The sequence below is a fragment of the Kineococcus rubinsiae genome (assembly GCF_011839805.1).
GTDB lineage: Bacteria > Actinomycetota > Actinomycetes > Actinomycetales > Kineococcaceae > Kineococcus > Kineococcus rubinsiae.
Window position 1 is genome coordinate 1 of record NZ_VWPY01000074.1, and the last position, 17,593, is coordinate 17,593.

The following is a 17,593-nucleotide window of genomic DNA, read 5'->3' on the forward strand; positions in this document are numbered from 1 at the left end:
CGGTCACATCTACAGCACGAGGCGACTAGCGGTCGTGGAGTCCTCGTGTCAGGCCTGATCGCTACCGGACTAGCGGAGGGCAGGCACGGCAGTGCCCGCGACAGCAGGACTAGTAGGTGCAGGGCTGGGAGAGGGGCACGCCAGAGAGCAGCACCACGGGACCTCCGGTAGCGGGTCGCCTGTCTGGGGCTGGGATCCAGGGCGGTCGGCGAGGAGCCAGGGAGAGCCCGGAGGAGGGAACTACCTGATTTGGCTAGACGAGCAGGGCTACCGCACTACCCGAAGAAAGTTGGGTCCTCGTCGGCGTGTCCAGGCGAGGTGTCACGATCTTGCTGCCACGGTTGCGCCTCATGACGGGGATGAGCGCGGCGGGCTGGACCGCCACGTGGACCCCGCGGCGCCCGCTGGCCACCGATGACCTGGCGCTGGGCTGCTGGCGCCAGAGCCGGGAGCAAGCGCTGGAACGGCGCTACCTCGAGCACTCCCCTAAGGCACTGCTGTCGATGCTCGTCGTCGACGTTGACCATCGCGACACCCTCATGCGCGCCATCAGCCTTCCGCGGCATCACCCGGAGCCGTCGTGGGTCGCTGAGGGTGTGTCCGGGCGCGGGCACGTCGGGTGGGTCCTGTCCGCCCCGGTCTGCCGCACCGACGCCGGGCGTCCCGAGCCGCTCGCCTTCGCCGCCCGCGTCCAGGAAGGCCTACGCCGCGCCCTGGACGGCGACGCCGGCTACGCCGGACTGCTGACCAAGAACCCCACCCACGAGGGCTGGTACCCCACCTGGGGCCGCGCCCAGCCCTACGAGCTGCGCGACCTCGCCACCGGCCTCGGTGACCTGCTCCCCCGCACCCTGCCCAAGCGCGCCACCGAGGCCACCGGGCTCGGCCGCAACGTCCACCTCTTCGACGGCCTGCGCACCTGGGCCTACCGGGCCCGCTACCGCTACGACGACCGCCTGGAGTGGGAGCAGACCGTCCTGGCCGTGGCCCTCGGCATCAACGTCGAGTTCGCCGTCCCCCTACCCTCAGCCGAGGTCACCGCCACCGCACAGTCGGTCGCTCGATGGGTCTGGCGCAAGCTCTCCCGCGAGGGCTTGATCGTGGTCCAGACCGTCCGCGGCCGTCGTCGTGCAGCACAGCCCAGCGCTGCCGAGGCCCGGTCCAAGGGGGGCACTCGTGGAGCGGCCACGACGAACGGGCTGAGCTCTCCGGCGGTCGTCGACGGCCGTGTCCGCGGCGGGCAGGTCGCAGGTCGGATGCGTACTCCTGCGCAGGTGGAAGCCAGCCGACGGAACCTCCTGAGGGCGCAACAGGCGCTTACCGTGAAGCGCACAGCACTGCGCGACGCGATCCGGGAGGGGGGCCGCAGTGGGCGCTGAGACACCCGAGCGGCGTACGAAGACGGCACGGGAGATGGCTGCTGAATACGGCGTCCACCCGGTCACGATCCGGCGCATCATCGCCGAGCCGCGCGGTGACTTCCTGGCCCGCGCAAAGGCCCGCCGAGAGCGCGCGGTGGAGCTGCGGGCCACCGGGCTGAAGCACCGGGAGATCGCGGCGGAGATGGACGTACCGATCGGCACAGTGGGCCGTCTGCTGCACGAGGCGAGAAAACTCGCCGAGGCCCAGGTCGTCGTGGAACAGCCGCAGGCGTCCTAACTGTGCGCTCGTGGATGCGCCGCGGTTCCCCGCTACCAACCGTTAGTCGGTGGGTAGCCAATGACTACCAAATTGGTAGCCACGGGATACCCAACAGCTAGAAGCCGTGGGTCTTGAGCTCAGCGTCCAGCGCGCGCTCGATGAGGCGGCTCTGGGGGATGCGGGTGCTCTCCGCGCAGGCCACGAGGCGCTCGTAGAGGTCAGTAGGGATGCGTGCTCCCAGCTGCTTGCCTCGCCGCGGGATGCGCGTCGTCTCAGCCGGGAGCTGCTGCGCGGAGTGCTCGGCGAAGGGCTGACCGTTGTCCGGCGCCGGGGTCAGCTTCGGCTCCGCCTCGTCTACGGTCTGGGCGGCAACCTGCGGCAGGCGGGTCTGGGGCTTGGCCATCAGGAGACTTCCTCGGTCGGGCGGATGCCGGCCACGTCCAGGACGTGCTCGGCGAGCTGGCGGTAGACGTCGGCGACCTCGCGCCCGGCCGCACCGAAGGCGCGGACCGGAGCGTGGGCGCCCTCGGCTTGGCGCACCACCGCCCGCCGGGGCACCGGCGTCAGCACGCTCGGGTAGGACTGGCGCAGGAAGTCCAGCAGCTCTCCCTGCCGGGCCTCGCGTGCCAGTGCAGTGGGCAGCACGCCCAGCAGCTGCGGCGCCTGCCCGCCACGGGCGGCGCGAACCTGGGCGAGGACCTCCAGGGTGCGGGGGATGCCCTCCAGGGCGTTGTCGGCGGCCTCGGTGGCCACCACCACCGCGTCCGCGGCGTGCATCGCGGCCAGGAACAGCCCGCCGAGACTGGGCCCGCAGTCGAGGACCACCAGGTCCAGTGGCCCTGGAGCCTCCTGCAGCGCCACGGCCAGGCGCTGGACGGCGCCGGGGAAGGTCTCGCCGTTGCGGGCAGCGAGGTCCTGGTTGGCCGGCGCCACGCGCAGCCTGGGCGACCAGTGCTCACCGGCCGCGACAGCGACCTGGTGCACGGTGCCCGCCTTCACGACGGCGCCCGCACGCTCCTGCGCGGCGTAGAGGGCATCCGAGACGGTCAGCTGCTGGGCCTTGCCGAAGGCGTTGCCGTCGAAGACGCGGGGAGTGGCGTCGGTCAGGGCTGTGGCGTTGCCCTGCTGGTCGAGGTCGACCAGCAGGACGTGGGCGCCGAGCTCGGCCGCGGCGTCGGCCACGTTGGCGGCGGTGGTCGTCTTGGCCACGCCGCCCTTCTGGTTGGCGATCGCGAGGGTGAACACGACAGGCGGTCCTCTCGGCGGTGACGGGACTACCCAGCGGCTACCCGTTGGGTAGCCACTGTGTAGCAGTCCCACCCCCTCACGGAGGGGACCCACGCCGAGCCGTCACACACGCCGGACGTCCAGCGCTAGGCGCCGAGCGGTCGACGTCTCACATCGACCAGGCGTGCGACGCCCGAACCGGGGGCCTAGTGGGTACGCGGAGGCATGATGCCGGGTGGGGCCGGGGACGCTTCGATCGTCCCCGGCCCCACCCTCAACGCCGGTGCATCTGCCTAGCGGGACACCTCGGCAGGCTGGGGGGTGTTGGCGTCGAACCACTCGATGAACTGCTTGACGGTGCCGATCTGGGCGATGCGCTTGTGCAAGGCCTTCTGGTCGTGGCCGGGTACCCAATCGCCGCGGGTGATGGCCTCGCCGCAGCCGCAGGCACACACCCGCCCGTCGAAGCGGGGGTCGGGGACGTAGGTGACGGGGTTGCGCACGCCGGTGATGGGCGAAGGGCCGCCGACGTAGATGTCATGGACACGGTCGCCGTCCTGCAGCACCTTGCCGACGATGGCGCTGCGGTTGCTGCGTCGGGCGCTGGAGACGGGCTCGATGGTGTCGATGGCCACCGCCATGCGCACGATGCCCTTGTAGCTGAACAGGGCGTAGCGCTCTTCACTGGCGCGCTCCCCGAAGACCCAGCAGCCGCGGTTGGCGGCGTACAAGTCGTCGGGAGACATGTCTGAGGCGTAGCCGACGTGGTCGCGGCCGAGCTCGTCCTCGTTGAGGTCGACCGGTCGACGCTCGCCCAGGGTGATGTGAAGCATGTGAACCTCTCAGATAGTTGAGTTCCAGGGAAGACATTTAGTTGTAGCCCCTGCTTGCTCATCTATCGTGACAGGTCCGACGATAGTCCGCAACCCCTTCGGTGCACTTAACCGCTCACCCCTGGCTAGGCGGGTATCTGAGCCGTCTCACGACGACCGTTTTAGAGACGCCGGATCAGCCAGCGCGACTGCCCTGGGAACTCGTGGTGCGATACGCAAGAACGATCTGTGACGGCATTGCACGCGCCCGGTTCTTCGGTACCGGTGGCTGGCTGTTCTACAGTCACCTCGTCAGGCCCGACCGTGGTGCAGACAGCGCCACAGTGGGCAGCTGAGACGGTGAGGCACCGACAGCGATGCATGAGCAGCTGACCGAGCAGGACCACCACGTGCTGATGATGCTGGGGGCAGGGCACTCGGCAGTGGAGACCGCGGCATCGTTGGGGCTGGAGCTCCCGGCCCTGGCTGCACGCCTGACCCAGCTACGTCACATCCTCGGGGTGAGCAGCACCACCGCAGCCATCGACGCCGTGCTGGGCAAGCACCGCAATTGACACCGGCTCTGGAAGGCGTCGGCTCTGGAAGGCATCAGGTCAGGTCGGTCGTCGTGTACGGATGTGCACCCTCATCACGCTCAGCGCTGTGGTCGCGGTCGATGGTCAGATACCCGGTCAAGCGGGGAGAGGGATCACTGGGCTTGCGCAGCACCCGGCCGTGACTGATCAGGTGCGTGATGGCTCCGGTGGCCGAGCGCACCCGAAAACGGACCCGGTACGCCGTCTCGTTGCTCACCGCCTCCTGCAGGGCCGAGGTGACCTGTGCGCGGTCATCGGGGTGGACCAGCTCGGCCAGGTGCCCGCTCACGGTGGAGTGCCCAGCGACCTCACCAGCCCCGATCAACCGGGCGGTGACGGCATCGAAGGCCACGGTGTCGTTGTGCGGGTCCAGCTCCCACATCCCCACGTGGGCGGACTCAGCGACCTCGGCCACCACCGGGACCGGGCCGGTCCGCGGCTCGACTTCCCTCAGATCGATCTCACCTGGCTCAGGTGTCGCGGGTGCAGGAGATGCAGGTCCGGCGAGGGCGGCGGCCGGGACAGGTAGCAGCTGCAGAGCCTGCAGCCGCTCGGTGAGCACCTGCGGCAGGCGCAGACCTGATCCCAGCTGCAGGCAGGAGGGATCAGCATGGGGGTGGTTGAGGTAGTGCTGCCACAGCACGGCCAGCACCTGGTAGCTCACCCCGTCGCCCTGGCTCACCACCCGATCTTCGACACCGTGGAAGTCGTCGATACCGACTGCGTCGATCAACGCGGTCAACGCGGAGGCAGGGCCAGGGGGGAGCTCATCACCCCACATCTGCTGCAGCATCGCCTGCACTCGCTCAGCGCACAGACGACGCTGGTGCTCCACTTCCAGCGACTCAGCCACCGATGCACCTTTCTTCGTTCCTATTCGGCATCCTCGCCGATCGGGGGTGGGGCCACCACAAGTTCACCGGCACGGTCGATGGCTCGATACACAGTGGACCGTCCCACCCCGAACAGCTCGGCCAGATCGGCAGTGCTGGAGTCGCCGGCCCGGTACAGACCGACCAGGTGCTCCTCCTGGCGGGCAGTGAGCTTGGGCTTGCGCCCGCGGAGCTTGCCCGCGGCGCGGGCCACAGCCAGGCCTTCGCGGGTGCGCATCTTGATCAGGTCGGACTCGAACTCCGCGACCATGGCCAAGACGTTGAACAGCAGCCGCCCGACGGGGTCGGTGGGGTCGTGCACCGAGCCTCCGAGGGCGAGCTTGACCCCGCGGGTGGTGAGCTCGTCGACAATGTCGCGGGCATCGGGCAGGGACCGGGCCAACCGGTCCAGCTTGGTCACGACCAGGGTGTCGCCGGCCCGGCACGCGGCCAGGGCCTCGCGTAGGCCCGGGCGGGCACGGTTGGTGCCGGTCAGGCCGTGGTCGACGTAGACGCGATCGTCCTCGACACCGAGGGCGGTCAGGGCGGAGCGTTGGGCGGTGAGGTCCTGCCCGGTGGTCGAGACCCGGGCGTAGCCGATCTTGATGCCGTCCATGGTGGGGGAGTGTGCCGTATGGAGCCCCTGAGCGGGACAGCAATGCGGACGGGTCTATCGGGACGACCTCACTGAGGCGGGAACTGGCCACCGTGAGGGTGGGGGAGTGTCCCGGTAGACGGTCGGCTACCGGACAAGATTGCTACCTCAGGCGCAGGCGGCGCCACCGGGTAGCGCTATTAGAACCGCATCACAACCGCTGGATATTAACGCGATCTGTCTCACCGGCGCTATGCCGGACAAGTTTGGCCGCCCGTCCCCGCCACATACTCAGAGAGCTTGCCGGCCCAAGAGGCTTGCAATTTCTGCCAGCGTATCCTCACCCAACATCGAGGGTTTGGTCGCCATTGCCTCGATCAAGCCTTTGACTTGATTCGCTGGAAGTTGCGCCAGAGAGCGCTTAATTTCGGCGAAATCCTCGCCATCCACCATATTAGCGCTGCCCACAAGCCTCATCTGCTCGTCGCTATACACCTGAGCAGCGAGCGCCGCTAAAAGGCGCGCCTGCGCTTCGGCCCGGGACATGTCGGGGCGGCCATCGCTCGACATTTCCGTCAATTCTCGCGACGGTTCAATTAGCGTCGCATTGGCAGCGGCGATCTCTCTTTTTGCGCTGCGGCGCAAACGCCGCTCGACGAACTTGGCTTTCTGGGCGTCGATGACTGGCTTAGTAGATTTTCGCCACCGCTGCTCGGCGTACGGCTTGGCTTTTACAACCCCCCACTTGAGGAAATGGAGCACCAGCACAGTGATGGCCTGCGCAAACTCTTCATCATCTTGGGTGCTTCGCCGCTCTTCGACGGGGACGTAGACCGTCTCGGTAACGAGAAAGGGTTTTCCCTCACTCCCTTCGTCGGGGACGAACCGAGCGCTTCCCTTAAGATTTCCGCCGCTGTCGAAGAGATTTTGGTGAAGGCCGCCCTCCTTCTTTTGGCCGGGCGTGAGGTGGTCGTCGTCCCACTCGTAGTAGCCCTTGATGCGCCCCATGCTGCTGACTGTAGTTGCACCCCAGGCCGGAACTAGGGCTTGTGGTGGGACATGCGGTCGGCCTTCATGCGGGTGCCTGTCCACTCATCGTCGAAGTGACGTCCTTCAAGCAGGTCGAGGAAGAGCCCGACGCTTTTAGCGTCGAAGCTGAACTCATCACCGTCGAGCAAGTCGGTGTGCACGTTACCCATGGCGGTGAGGCGGTCTCGGACGTTCTGAGCAGTCAGCGCCAAGATGTCGATTCGATCGGGGAGAGCGCGGAGCCGGGTGGCGTACGTAGGACGCTTGGTACCCACCTCTGTCAGCGCAGTCTCCGCAGCTGCCGAAAGAGCAACCTTGCCGCTTAAGGAGGTCTTGGTGCGGGCGATGTTGGCTGGGGCGTCCTGTAGTGCAACCTTGACGTCGTTAAAGAGGCGGTCGAACGCGGGCTTACGCCGCACAAGGACGTGTTGCTGGGTGATGAGCAGGTCGATGTCATGGGAGAGGACAAGCCGGGGCGGGGGAGTACGCCGTAGAACGTCGCGTCCCAGCAGGCTGATGCGGTAACCGGCGGCGCTCTTCGCGGGGTCGACCTTCTTGACAAAGGTGACGGTCTCACCACCGACAGTGTCGAACACCAGCCCGTAGAAGAGGTAAGAGTGCTGCTTCAACTGGGAGGGGTGCAACGAGTTCAAGCTGTCTGGCGTGCTCGTCAGGGCCAACATGGCGGCCGTCGAGGGCGAGGGCGCGACGGCCCCACCGCCTGCGACCGCGGTGGCTGTAGGAGCGATCTGCGTAGGCAGGTCTGCCAAGGGGATGGTGAAGTGCTGCTCGCCCTGGTCTAGGGCGGCGTTCGGTTCGTACTCGCGGGTCTCACTGTCCTGCAGCTGCTGCAACGTCTCGCGAGCGATCTCACGTAGATCCTCCAAGACGTTCTCGTCGAGTGGGACCCGGCCACCAGCGAGGGACGCACCGTCGCGCCAACCCACGATCAGTCGGGGGGCGGTGTCCCAGCGCAGGTCAGGTAGTGCGGGATCAGGTGCCACGACAACACTCACCTCGTCCTTGACGGTTCGTGATCAGCTTCCTTGCTTGACTACATAAGCATCGAGGAAGCTGGTGACGCGAACCGACTCTCCGGCGCGGAGTGGAGCTCGACTGATCACCAGAACCGTGCGGGAACCGTCGCTTGCTTCAGACAGGCGGTAGCCGAGTAGGTACAGCGTGGGGTTGACCATCGCTAGGTCGGATCGGATGTAGACGATCATGGCGACGAGGAAGAAGACCGCGTAGGCCCCCCAAGCCCCCAGGCTCTCGGGGGCAGTGGAGAGGAAGGGCAGCAAGTAGGTGGCCAAGTAACCGGAGACCGCCGCTCCCTGACCCCGGACTTCGGTCAGCGTGACTGGCCAGTCGCCGGAGTGCCGTTGCTGCCGCAACGCGATCCACAGCAGCAGCGTGAGGAGCATCCCTGAACCGGCCCCGATCGCGACCCATCGCCAGTCCGGCAAGGCTCGTAAGCCGACGATCAACGCCAGTGGCGCGTAGGAGACGAGGAAGAGCCACGTGCGAACTACTGCCTCGGCTCGGCGTGCACTTGGTGAGACGGCAGATGGTCCTCCGCTGCTCATAGGCTGCAGGCCGCCGGCACGTGCGATCTCGCCGCGACGTCGCGACGTTGCGCAGCCCGTAGCTCCAGCACCATGGGATCGACCGTAACCGCCCGCTCTGACACTCCCACTCCCAGGACCGTCTCAGGACGTTGCAAGCGCTGAGCTTGTCGGCGCCGGAGTGAGCGTCGTAGTCGTAAAGCTACGCCTACTGCCGGTCGCTCTTAGTCCTGCGGTCGTCGCCGCTCCGTGGCAGAGCTGGGCCGGCCCAATGACGATCCGCATCAAAGATTGTCGATCCAGGTGTTGCCCTCGCGTTCGTCCCAGCTGGAGCGCTCGGCTGACTTGGTCTTCGTCTGACCGAGGTGCTCGACCACCGTCAACGCGTCCTTGCGCGTCAGCGTCTTGAGCGACTCAACAGCGTGGCCCGCAGCCTCCTCGATCGCCCGCTGACGCTCGTCCATGGTCTTCAGCCCGCGCGCGTCGAGCATCTCGCGCAGGAGCTTGACCTGCCATGGCGCGGCCAGTTCGTCGGCGGGCTCTTGTGCCGGTGCTGGGTCGTCACCGAAGAGGGACGGCTCCTCGGTCACTTCAGACCTGCCCGACGAGCTGGGGAAACGGGGCGACGGTAAGCATCTCGTCGAGCGTGCTCAGGGTGAACACTCTGCCCTCGGTGTCACGCAGCACTGGCCCGAGTGTGTCGTTGACCCGGGTCCAACCCATGCCGCCCAGGACGGCCAGCAGCGGCACCCCGCCGAGACGCACCGACTCCGCCCTGAGCCGCTCAAAACGAAGCGCCTTGTCACGGGCGGTACCGCCATCGCTGACCAGCTTGCACTCGAGCATCGCCCGCAAGTTCCCGCTGGCTTGGTCGTAGACGACGAAGTCCGGCGCCGGGGCTACCTGTACCTCGAAGCGGTCGGCGATTTCAGCCTGGTTGTGCGAGCCGGTGCGGATGTGCGGCACTCCCTCGCGGGTGAAGAGCTCCTCGACCGCGTCCTCGATGAGGTCACCGCGGCGAGTCGAGGTTGCGTCGAGCACCTGGCGGAAGGCACCGCCGTAGTGACGCTGGTGCAGCAGCACCTCAAGCGGTACGCCGTGAGTGGCGTAGTCACGCACGGAACTCCAGCCGTTGGTGGTGTCGGGCTTCTTCTGCTTCACGCGGACGTCGGTGGTCGGCGGCGCGGCGAAGAGGGTTCCCTCGAGGATCCCGGCCAAAGTGAGCCCGATGACCTTGGCCTGCTCGTCGCTGAGCCGCGTCCCCTTCGACTCGCTGGCCATGACCTTCGCGTCGCTGAGCGCGTCGATGTTGTGGGCCGCGGCGATGAGAGCGGTGGAGTGGGCGAACTCTGTCTTGGTCAACCCGGTGAGCGTGCGCAGCGCGAGAAGCGCAGTGGGTTCAGCCTTGACCACCCGGGCCAGGTCCGAGGCGGTCACGGCGGTGAAGCCGTTGGTGCCTTTGTGGGCCAGGACATAAGCCGCGCGGAAGTAGGGCAGCTCGTAGAAGGGGGAGTCGTGGATGTAGGCAAAGTCCGGGGAGAGGTTGGGGACATAGCCCTGGCGGGCCACCTCGGCGTAGATCCCCGCGTGCTCGCCAGTGCCGTGGTTTTGGCTCACCAGCCGCATCTGGGCGACACGCTGGTCCCACGACCCCGCGCCGAGGATCTTGGCGACGGTCTGCGCAGGCGTGACCATCAGCCGACGCCGACCTCGATGAGCTCACCTTCGAGATCGAGCACCACGTCGTCGGCGGTGATCTCACTTAGCCGACGCCGACCCTCGACGACGAAGTCTCGGTGCAGCTCCAAGCCACCCGCCTGACGTCCCAGCTGGCGTGCCACGGCGGCCGTGGTCGATCCGCCGGCGAAGGGGTCCAGGACAATCCCACCCTGGGGACTCGCAGCGCGTACGAAGAAAGACGCCAGGCCCTCAGGCATCAGCGCGGTGTGAGCGAAGCCCTTGTGCTGGTTGTAAGACTGCGGCACCGAGACCACGTTGCCCGGGTCAGCGCCTCCGAGCAGGTACGTCTTGGTGCGATCGCGCCCGAAGCCCGCCTCGGTGGAGCGGCGGCCCAGCGTGTCCTTAGCGCGCCGAGCGATCTCCTCAGCGTCAGCTTTGTAGGGCACCCGAATGGCGTCGAGGTCGAAATGCGGTTTGGCGCCTTTAGCGAAGTGGTAGACGTACTCGAAGGAGTCCTTCGTGCGCGGGCCAAAGCGCCCCGGGATAGCGTTTGGCTTGGCCCAGATGTATGTTTCAAGCCAACGCCAGCCCATCTGCTGAAGGGCAATCACCAGCTGATAGACGTACGGGTGACGCTGACCGCGCAAAGAGCCACTTCCGGCGACGCGGTTCTTAATATTGATGATCAGGGACCCAGTGTCGCTGGTCGCCTCAAGCATCGCCTCGGCAAAGGGCAGAAACCAGTCGACGTAGTGGTCAGGGTGGATCTTTGAGTAGGCCCGCGCATCCGCGTATGGCGGGCTGGTGAAAAAGAGGTCTACCGACTCTTTAGGCAGGGCCGGCAGCCACTCGAGCGCGTCGCCCCAGGTCACGCCCTCTGCCAAAAGCTGCCCCAGTGCCTTGCTTGGGTCGCGCGGAACGGCTGGGCGGACAGACGGGACAGACGGCGACGACACGGTCTCGATGGTAGACACCGCCGGACCGTGCCATCGGGCTCCGACACGTGCACACGTCGGGGGCGGGTGGCCTCCGCCCCGCAGCCCGTACTCCCATGACGTCGTGCGTTCGTAGCCATGGCTCTCTAGACCGTGGCTCCGCAGCAGTCGGACTGGCAAGACGCCGCCGTGCTGACGCTTCCTCCCACCCGGCCAGGTCGCACGCTTCCACCGCCGGGCTGGTCTGACAGGTTTAGCCGCTCCGAGCACCACCTGCCGCCCGCCCCTGAGATCCGTCATGCTCTGGATATGACAGGTCAGCCTGACCCACCGGCCCTGCAAGAGCTCACGCTTCTCAGGGGCGAGGTGACGCGGTTGACAGCAGAGTTGGCCGCCGAGCGTGCCCGACGGCCCTCCGAAGAGGTGCACGATCACAGGCAGCCGATGAGCCGGTGGGCTTGGCTGGACAGAATCAATCTTGGCTATTGATGCCGTGCTCCGCGATACGGCGGGCCGTCTGACGCATGTGATGGGGTTCGCTCATGACTACCGAGGCTGCCCCCGCACCTAGCAGGCGAGCTCAACGCGGACTGATCCCTGCTGCTGTGGCGGACCGGGTCTTCGACAGCTTCCACACTCGATCTATGGGCCACCCCGCTGGGACCCCGCCCTGGGTCCGGGAGATCGCCACCGTTGGCAATGGTCCCGGCTGGTTCGAGCCCAACGGGGTGGTGTGGGCGGTCCATGGGGACGTCTCCACCATCGTCGGCGGCATCAGTGCCCTGTTCGAGCTGGGCACTCACCCGTCGGCCTGGGCCGGGGTGGAGAGGCACTCCAATTTCCAGGGCGACCCGTGGAAGCGGATGGCCGGCACATCACAGTGGGTTCTGGTGACGACTTTTGGCTCTGCCGAGCTGTCGGAGCGCACTGCCGGGTGGGTCAGAGGACTGCACACGAAGGTCCAGGGCAGCGACGACAAGGGCCGTGCCTACGCGGCCTCGGACCCGAAGCTTTTGCGCTGGGTCTTCATGGCTTTGGCTGACGGGCTGCTGGCCTCTGCCCAGGCTTTCAACAGGACGCTCGTGCCCCGGTTCGGGAAGCGTTGGGCGGACACCTACGTCCACGATTGGCGGCGCGGGGCTGAGGCGCTGGGCGCCACTGACCTTCCCTCGTCGGCCGCTGAGCTCGCGGAGGCTCTTGAGGCGATCCGGCCCGACTTAGAGCAGGTGCCCGAGTACCTGTCTGAGTTCGTCCTCGTGCCGCCCGGCCTCAACGCTCTTGAAGAGCGGTTCTACGCGGGCTTGTCCAACGCAGCCAAGTTCCTGGTCTCACCCACCGTGGCGTCTCTCGCTCGAGTGCCGGGACGCTCCGTGGGCGGTGTGGAGCGGACGCTGCGCCTGCAGCAGGCTCGTGCGCAGCTTGGCCTGCTCAACGCCGTCATGGGTCGACTCAGCCCGGTCGAGGAGGCCGCTCGCTACCGCATCGGCCTGGGGCCGCGCCCGATCTGGCTCTAGCTCGGTCAGTGCGCCTTGTCGTACTCCTCCAGCAACGTCTGAGAGACGCGGCCACGGTCGGCGACCTTATGGCCGTTGGAGCGCAGCCACGTACGAACCTCGCTCAGGTCATACCCGCGAGCAGGCGCAGGGGCAGGGGCTTCGGTCTGGCGCGGGTTAGCGGCCTTGGCCTTGCGTGCCTTCTTTGCCCGCGCTTCGTCCGCAGCCCGGTGCTCTGCTCGCGCTAAAGCCGAATAGAGGGCCGCCATAGCCTCGTGACGTTCTTCGCTTCCTTGAGGAAGCCCTTGAATGGCGAGCAATAGCGCTTCGTCTTCTGAGCCCTTCGGGGGCCGAAAGATAATAGGGTAGTCCACTGAGAAGCTATCGTCAGTAAGCATTCTGTCAATCCGTTCTTTTAGCGTTGCTCCCGCGAGGCCATGCCGTCACCTCCGCGAGGGCTGGGGTGGTCGGCGCTGTTCGCACCGACCACCCCAGCCCTGTCGGGCGTGCTGACTCAGCTCACGGGCAGACGGTCCCAGACCTCACGGCCTTCGAGGCCGCGGCCCTCCCAGGAGGTCACCGCAGAGCCGACGACCGTGCGGACGGCCTCCTGCGCAGACTGCGTGCAGCGCGTCAGGTTGTCGACGGCCGCCGCGGCGTTGAGTCGCACCGGGCCCACCAGTGCCGGGCAGTCGCTGTCGGCGGTGGCGTAAGCCGGGCCGGTGGCGGTCGGCAGGGCGCAGACGAAGCTGTTGCCGGTGCCGGTCTCCTTGCAGACCGGCTGTGCGGTCGCCACTGAGGTCGCAGCGGCGGTGGGCTCCTGCACGACGGCCTGGGCGGTGGCGAAGCCCACGGAGAGGACTCCGGAGACAGCCGCCACGCTCAGCAGGGTTCGGACAGTGCGCTTCTGGTTCATCGTTCTCGGTCCCTTTCGTCGGTTGGTGCTTGCTGCGCGCCGGGTGGCTGGGCCGGTGCGCCTGACCCCCGTCTGAGCGGGGGAGCTTGTTGGGTCAGCCTGTCGCGGCGGGCCGCGTAGCGTCGAGGCTCGGGTACCGCAGCGGGTCCCAGCTCGCAGCCTGCTCGATCACCCGCCGCCAGGTCGGGTGCTGCCAGTGCATACCGACCTGGACCTGGTGCCAGGTCGCGCCCTCCCACAGCAGGGCCGTGCCCTGAGGGAGGTTGGCGATGTCGCCCTGATGCAGGACCTTCTGCCGCTGCACCGAGTAGGTCGGGCTCGTCTGCTTCGTCGGAATGCCGTGCTGGCCGACGTAGGCGGTGCTCTCGCTGAACCCGACCATCTGCCGGTCGTACTCGCCCGCGGCATTGCTGAGGGCGTCGAGCGTGTACGGCTCGACCAGGCCGGGGAGCACGAGCTTGGTCGGGAAAAGGGTGAGGAAGCCGTCCGCCTCCTGACCCCAGCGGGCACGGGCGCGGGAGAGGTCCTGGATGCCGACGACGACGTGCAGCGACTGCCCACCGGCCTCGCTGATGATCGCTGGCAGGGGGATCGGTGCGGTGTTGTTGGCCTCGTCCAGCACGAAAGTGACGTGCGGTCGCTTGGGCTCCCGCCCAGTCTCCTCCGCCGCGTGACGTGCGTAGGTGGCGAACCGGATTTCCTCGAGCAGGCTGGCGATGAGGGGGGCGTACTCCTGCTGCCGTTCGGGGCTCGCCGTGACGTAGAGCGTGTCGCTGCTGCGCACGAAGGCCACCGGGTCGAAATTGGGCGTCTCGCCCAGGTCGCGGGCCACGACACTGCCGTACAGGCGCATCATCCGCACCACCGAAGACGAGATGCCCGACCGCTCCCGGTCGTCCAGGGCCAGCAGGCCCTGCAACTGGATGCGGGCGATGCCCGCGCCCCGGTCGCCCCTCTCCTCGGCGGCCACGAGCAGGGAGATGACCTGCTCGACGGTGCCGCCCTCCTTCATGTCCGTGGCGGTCGAGGACCAGTCCGCGGCCTTGGCGATGGGGTGCCCGCCCAGCACGGCGGCGTACATCAAGACTTCCAGCCAGTCCCGTGCCCGGTCGATGAAGTGCGCCCCGTTGCCTTCCCCGCCGGCCTTTCGCATCGGCTCGGCCATGCGGTTGCCCATGCGCCGGGCGTCCTCCCACGAGTGGATGGACACCAGCGGCGACCAGCGGGCCACCTGCACGCCGGGGATGGTCGGCTCCTGCCCGCCTGGGTCGAAGTGCCAGACCCGTCCCAGACGGGTGCGGATCCGGGCGGTGGCCTCCATCACGTCGCCCTTGATGGAGGAGGCGACGCAGGCCCCCGGTGCCACCACCACGGAAGGGATGAGGAACGCCGACGACTTCCCCGACCCCGGCGCGCCGATGACCAGCACGCCGCCCCGGGGGTTGGCGCTGAGGTAGCGGCCCTCGTACCAGCCGACGTGCCCACCGGCCTTGCCCCATGGGTTGTCCACGGCCAGGCCCTGGACGTGGGCGAGCGCGTCAGAGGGCTGTGCGACGACCTCGCCCACGACCACCTCGGCCAGCGCCGCCCGCAGCGTCTCCGACGTCGTGACCGGGCGGCGTCGTGCTCGCGGCACTCGGAACCGGGCCGTTGCGATGCCCAGGCCGTAGCCCGCGAAGTAGGCCCCGCACGCCCACGGGGTCAGCAGGAGCCACGCGATCAGCCCGACCGTGCTGTAGCCCCGGCGCCCGTCGTAGCTGACGACGTCGCGACGGTGACGACGGCTCACGAGGAAGCCGCCGACCGCTAGGAGCACGTCCAGCCCGAGCCCCATGAGGAAAAACCAGCCGAACGCCTGGCCCAGGACCGACCCCCCGGACTCAGTGGCGCCCACCGTGCCCAGCCCAATGGAGATGGGCAGCATGACCGCGAACGGCACGACGATGCTGGTCACCATCGCCACCCAGAAGGCAGGCAGCACGGGCAGCTTCATCTGCCCCGGCAAGGTCGCGTAGCCGTGGGACTGCGGTCCCCAGCCGCTCACCGCTCCTGCCCCTGGTCCCGGTCCTGCTCTTGTCCTCGCAGCCGCTCCATGATCGAGCGTGTCCGCTCTGCTGCGCTGTCTGGCGGACCTTCGGTCCTCGGCTCCTGCTGGGGGCTCGTAGCCTCCTGCTGGGGGCCGGACTCCCCGACCGGCCTGGCCTGCTCGTCCATTTCGATCCCTTTCTGGTCGGCAGGTCGCGGCGCGTTCTCTTGGCTAGGGCTGCGCGCCGCCAGGGGCTCGGGGCCTCCGTCAGACCGGTCGGTCTGCGACCTGCTGTGGGTGATGCGGTCTTGGGTGGTGGCCCAGCGGTAGTCCTTGCCGAGTGCTGAGCCCTTGAACCAGACCTGCTCTCCGGTCTGGTCGGTGTGACCGGCCAGACCGTAGGAGTAGCCGCTGACACGGCCAGTGGAGGCCTGGTTGCGCTTGTGGACCACGCCTTGCTCGGCCAGCTCGCGGTCGAAGCCGTCGAGGGTGCCGCCGCTGCGGGCCGTGGCCGCGTCGACGCGCTCGCGGAGCTGGTCGCGCTCGGGCTGCACGCCACGCCGCTCGGCGGACTCGCGTTCGCCGTGGCTGACCTGCGGGCGGGCGCGGTCGTAGCGGGTGGAGGCGTCGACCAGGTCGTAGTCACGCTCGACGGTGCGGGCCGCGCCCTGCGCGCGGGCGTAGTCCTGGTTGATGTCGGTGAGCTTCCCGTTCCAGCGCACGCGCGAGACGGTCAGGTGGATGTGGTCGTCCCCGTGCCGGGTGGCCGTCCACGGGGCGTCGTCGAAGCTCATGTGCTTGATGTAGGTCTCGGCGGCCTGGCCCCACTCGGCATCGGTCAGGGTCCGGTCCTGCTCGGCGGCGCGCAGGCTTGATCGCCAGACGTGCTGCTCGACCTCGGGGCGGGTGAGCTTGGCGTGCCCGTCCATGACGGCGGCCTGGTCGCGCCAGTCCCCGGGCAGGTTGCCCGCCACGGTGCGGGGGTTGACGTGCTCCTCGCGCTTGCCGGGGCCGTAGTCGTAGGCCAGCGCCGCCCGCGCCGATCCACCCTTGCTGATGCGTGGGATCACGACGACTTCCCCCGCAGACCTTCCATGATCGAGCGCACCCGATCCGCGGTGGTCTCCTCGCCGCTGACCGGGGCCGGCTGCGCGCTCGTCGTCTCGGGCTCGTCCTGCTCAGGCTGCTGCGCGGCATCCAGTGGCAAGGCCGACCCGGACCGCAGGGCCGCCCCGGCCCGAGGACCGGAAGCGGGCGCGGCAGCCACCTTCGCCCACACCTCCGGGTCCGGCTGCGCGCTCGGGCCACCGACCCGACCCGCCAGCCCGCGCACCTCCCACGCCGCTGCGACCACCAGCCGGATCGCGGCCACCACCTCCGGATGCAGCGCCTCGTCCTGGTGGCTGTAGCGGGTCAGCTGGTTGAGGTTGTTCGCCGCCGCCGTCAGGTGCGCGTACGCCTCGGCGTTGACCTCCGGCACGCGCGGCACATCGCCCGGACGCTGCCCCGGGGCGTAGGTGCCGATCGCGTCCTCGACCACCGCACGCACCCACGCGCCCATCTCCTTGCGCCCGGACGCCTCTCGGGCCGCGTCCCACGCGGCCAGCGCGTCGGGGTCCACGCGCACCGAGATGGTGTGCGTGCGCTTCTTCCCCGGCGTGCCCCTGACCATGCCTGCGCGCTCCTGTCCGGCCCTGGTCCAGCCGTCCGGCTGGACCACCGCACCGAGCGCAGCGAGGGGTGGTGCCCTCCTGCGAGCGGAGCGAGTGGGAGCGAGGCTAGCCCATAAGCGAAGCGTTGGGCTATATCTCGCTCCCCCCGCCACTCACTGCTTCGCTCTCGTTCGTCCGTGGCTCGGCACGTCGCGCCCGGTGCGCCCTAGCGCGCCGGGACAGCCCGCAGGGCTGTAGGTCGTGCGGCGCCCTGGCGCCGTGCGCGCGGCCGCTAGGAGCCGGCCTTCGGTCATCTACAGCACGAGGCGACTAGCGGTCGTGGAGTCCTCGTGTCAGGCCTGATCGCTACCGGACTAGCGGAGGGCAGGCACGGCAGTGCCCGCGACAGCAGGACTAGTAGGTGCAGGGCTGGGAGAGGGGCACGCCAGAGAGCAGCACCACGGGACCTCCGGTAGCGGGTCGCCTGTCTGGGGCTGGGATCCAGGGCGGTCGGCGAGGAGCCAGGGAGAGCCCGGAGGAGGGAACTACCTGAT

The 17,593-nt window shown here is 68.2% G+C and carries 20 protein-coding genes; 4 read left to right on the forward strand and 16 right to left on the reverse strand.

All coding sequences use genetic code 11. The annotated features are described in order from the left end of the window. The first annotated feature begins 350 nt into the window (after positions 1-350). Together F1544_RS21290 and F1544_RS21295 are read left to right on the forward strand one after the other, a co-directional pair. Complete coding sequence (locus F1544_RS21290; protein ID WP_167588207.1) at positions 351-1,379, forward strand: replication initiation protein; 1,029 nt, start codon at positions 351-353, stop codon at positions 1,377-1,379. Between the two features lie 34 nt (positions 1,380-1,413). Next, positions 1,414-1,659 (forward strand): sigma factor-like helix-turn-helix DNA-binding protein, encoded by a 246-nt coding sequence (locus F1544_RS21295; protein ID WP_167588208.1) that lies wholly within the window; start codon positions 1,414-1,416, stop codon positions 1,657-1,659. 97 nt (positions 1,660-1,756) lie between these two features. On the opposite strand, the gene F1544_RS21300 is transcribed toward F1544_RS21295, so the two are convergent. From F1544_RS21300 to F1544_RS21310, 3 genes are all read right to left on the reverse strand, one after another. Next, a complete protein-coding gene (locus tag F1544_RS21300; RefSeq protein WP_167588209.1) occupies positions 1,757-2,044 on the reverse strand; it encodes a ribbon-helix-helix domain-containing protein in 288 nt (95 codons plus the stop codon). After that, positions 2,044-2,886, reverse strand: a complete 843-nt coding sequence (locus F1544_RS21305; RefSeq protein ID WP_167588210.1) for a ParA family protein — start codon at positions 2,884-2,886, stop codon at positions 2,044-2,046. The genes F1544_RS21300 and F1544_RS21305 overlap by 1 nt, the downstream gene beginning before the upstream one ends. A gap of 275 nt (positions 2,887-3,161) precedes the next feature. Beyond that, the gene (locus tag F1544_RS21310) at positions 3,162-3,701 is read right to left on the reverse strand and encodes a hypothetical protein (protein WP_167588211.1); all 540 of its coding nucleotides are present in this window, start codon (positions 3,699-3,701) and stop codon (positions 3,162-3,164) included. Positions 3,702-4,057: 356 nt separating this feature from the next. Between F1544_RS21310 and F1544_RS21315 the strand changes: the two genes are divergently transcribed. Next, positions 4,058-4,255 (forward strand): hypothetical protein, encoded by a 198-nt coding sequence (locus F1544_RS21315; RefSeq protein WP_167588212.1) that lies wholly within the window; start codon positions 4,058-4,060, stop codon positions 4,253-4,255. Between the two features lie 34 nt (positions 4,256-4,289). Here the strand turns inward: F1544_RS21315 and F1544_RS25950 are convergent, their stop codons facing one another. The 8 genes from F1544_RS25950 to F1544_RS21355 form a co-directional block, all read right to left on the reverse strand. Next, entirely contained in the window at positions 4,290-5,129 is an 840-nt protein-coding gene (locus F1544_RS25950; RefSeq protein WP_167588213.1) for a PAS domain-containing protein, read from the reverse strand. Positions 5,130-5,149: 20 nt separating this feature from the next. After that, complete coding sequence (locus F1544_RS21325) at positions 5,150-5,764, reverse strand: recombinase family protein (RefSeq protein ID WP_167588214.1); 615 nt, start codon at positions 5,762-5,764, stop codon at positions 5,150-5,152. A gap of 270 nt (positions 5,765-6,034) precedes the next feature. Further along, positions 6,035-6,751, reverse strand: coding sequence for a hypothetical protein (locus tag F1544_RS21330; protein ID WP_167588215.1), 717 nt, complete (start codon positions 6,749-6,751; stop codon positions 6,035-6,037). A 32-nt stretch (positions 6,752-6,783) separates the two neighbouring features. Beyond that, positions 6,784-7,776: a hypothetical protein gene (locus tag F1544_RS21335; RefSeq protein ID WP_167588216.1), complete on the reverse strand. Its 993-nt coding sequence runs from the start codon at positions 7,774-7,776 to the stop codon at positions 6,784-6,786. A gap of 33 nt (positions 7,777-7,809) precedes the next feature. Then, entirely contained in the window at positions 7,810-8,358 is a 549-nt protein-coding gene (locus tag F1544_RS21340) for a KwaA family protein (protein WP_506318477.1), read from the reverse strand. A 263-nt stretch (positions 8,359-8,621) separates the two neighbouring features. Continuing rightward, a complete protein-coding gene (locus tag F1544_RS21345) occupies positions 8,622-8,927 on the reverse strand; it encodes a hypothetical protein (protein WP_167588218.1) in 306 nt (101 codons plus the stop codon). A gap of 1 nt (position 8,928) precedes the next feature. Next, on the reverse strand, positions 8,929-10,032 hold the full coding sequence (locus tag F1544_RS21350) for a hypothetical protein (RefSeq protein ID WP_167588219.1): 1,104 nt from the start codon (positions 10,030-10,032) through the stop codon (positions 8,929-8,931). Continuing rightward, on the reverse strand, positions 10,032-10,991 hold the full coding sequence (locus F1544_RS21355) for a DNA-methyltransferase (protein WP_208972363.1): 960 nt from the start codon (positions 10,989-10,991) through the stop codon (positions 10,032-10,034). The genes F1544_RS21350 and F1544_RS21355 overlap by 1 nt, the downstream gene beginning before the upstream one ends. 605 nt (positions 10,992-11,596) lie before the next feature. On the opposite strand from F1544_RS21355, the gene F1544_RS21360 reads away from it, so the two are divergent. Then, complete coding sequence (locus F1544_RS21360; protein ID WP_244309454.1) at positions 11,597-12,466, forward strand: oxygenase MpaB family protein; 870 nt, start codon at positions 11,597-11,599, stop codon at positions 12,464-12,466. 5 nt (positions 12,467-12,471) lie between these two features. Here F1544_RS21360 and F1544_RS21365 read toward each other — a convergent pair whose 3' ends face one another. The 5 genes from F1544_RS21365 to F1544_RS21385 all read right to left on the reverse strand — a co-directional run bounded on the left by F1544_RS21365 (position 12,472) and on the right by F1544_RS21385 (position 17,107). Then, positions 12,472-12,843, reverse strand: a complete 372-nt coding sequence (locus tag F1544_RS21365) for an Lsr2 family DNA-binding protein (RefSeq protein ID WP_167588221.1) — start codon at positions 12,841-12,843, stop codon at positions 12,472-12,474. Positions 12,844-12,959: 116 nt separating this feature from the next. Then, positions 12,960-13,361, reverse strand: coding sequence for a hypothetical protein (locus F1544_RS21370; protein ID WP_167588222.1), 402 nt, complete (start codon positions 13,359-13,361; stop codon positions 12,960-12,962). Between the two features lie 94 nt (positions 13,362-13,455). Beyond that, complete coding sequence (locus F1544_RS21375) at positions 13,456-15,354, reverse strand: type IV secretory system conjugative DNA transfer family protein (protein ID WP_167588223.1); 1,899 nt, start codon at positions 15,352-15,354, stop codon at positions 13,456-13,458. Positions 15,355-15,401: 47 nt separating this feature from the next. After that, positions 15,402-16,457 carry a relaxase/mobilization nuclease domain-containing protein gene (locus F1544_RS21380; protein WP_167588224.1) on the reverse strand — a complete coding sequence of 352 codons (1,056 nt, stop codon included), beginning with the start codon at positions 16,455-16,457 and terminating at the stop codon, positions 15,402-15,404. Continuing rightward, positions 16,454-17,107 (reverse strand): hypothetical protein, encoded by a 654-nt coding sequence (locus tag F1544_RS21385; RefSeq protein WP_167588225.1) that lies wholly within the window; start codon positions 17,105-17,107, stop codon positions 16,454-16,456. Before F1544_RS21385 ends, F1544_RS21380 begins: the two co-directional genes overlap by 4 nt. Between the last annotated feature and the right edge of the window lie 486 nt (positions 17,108-17,593).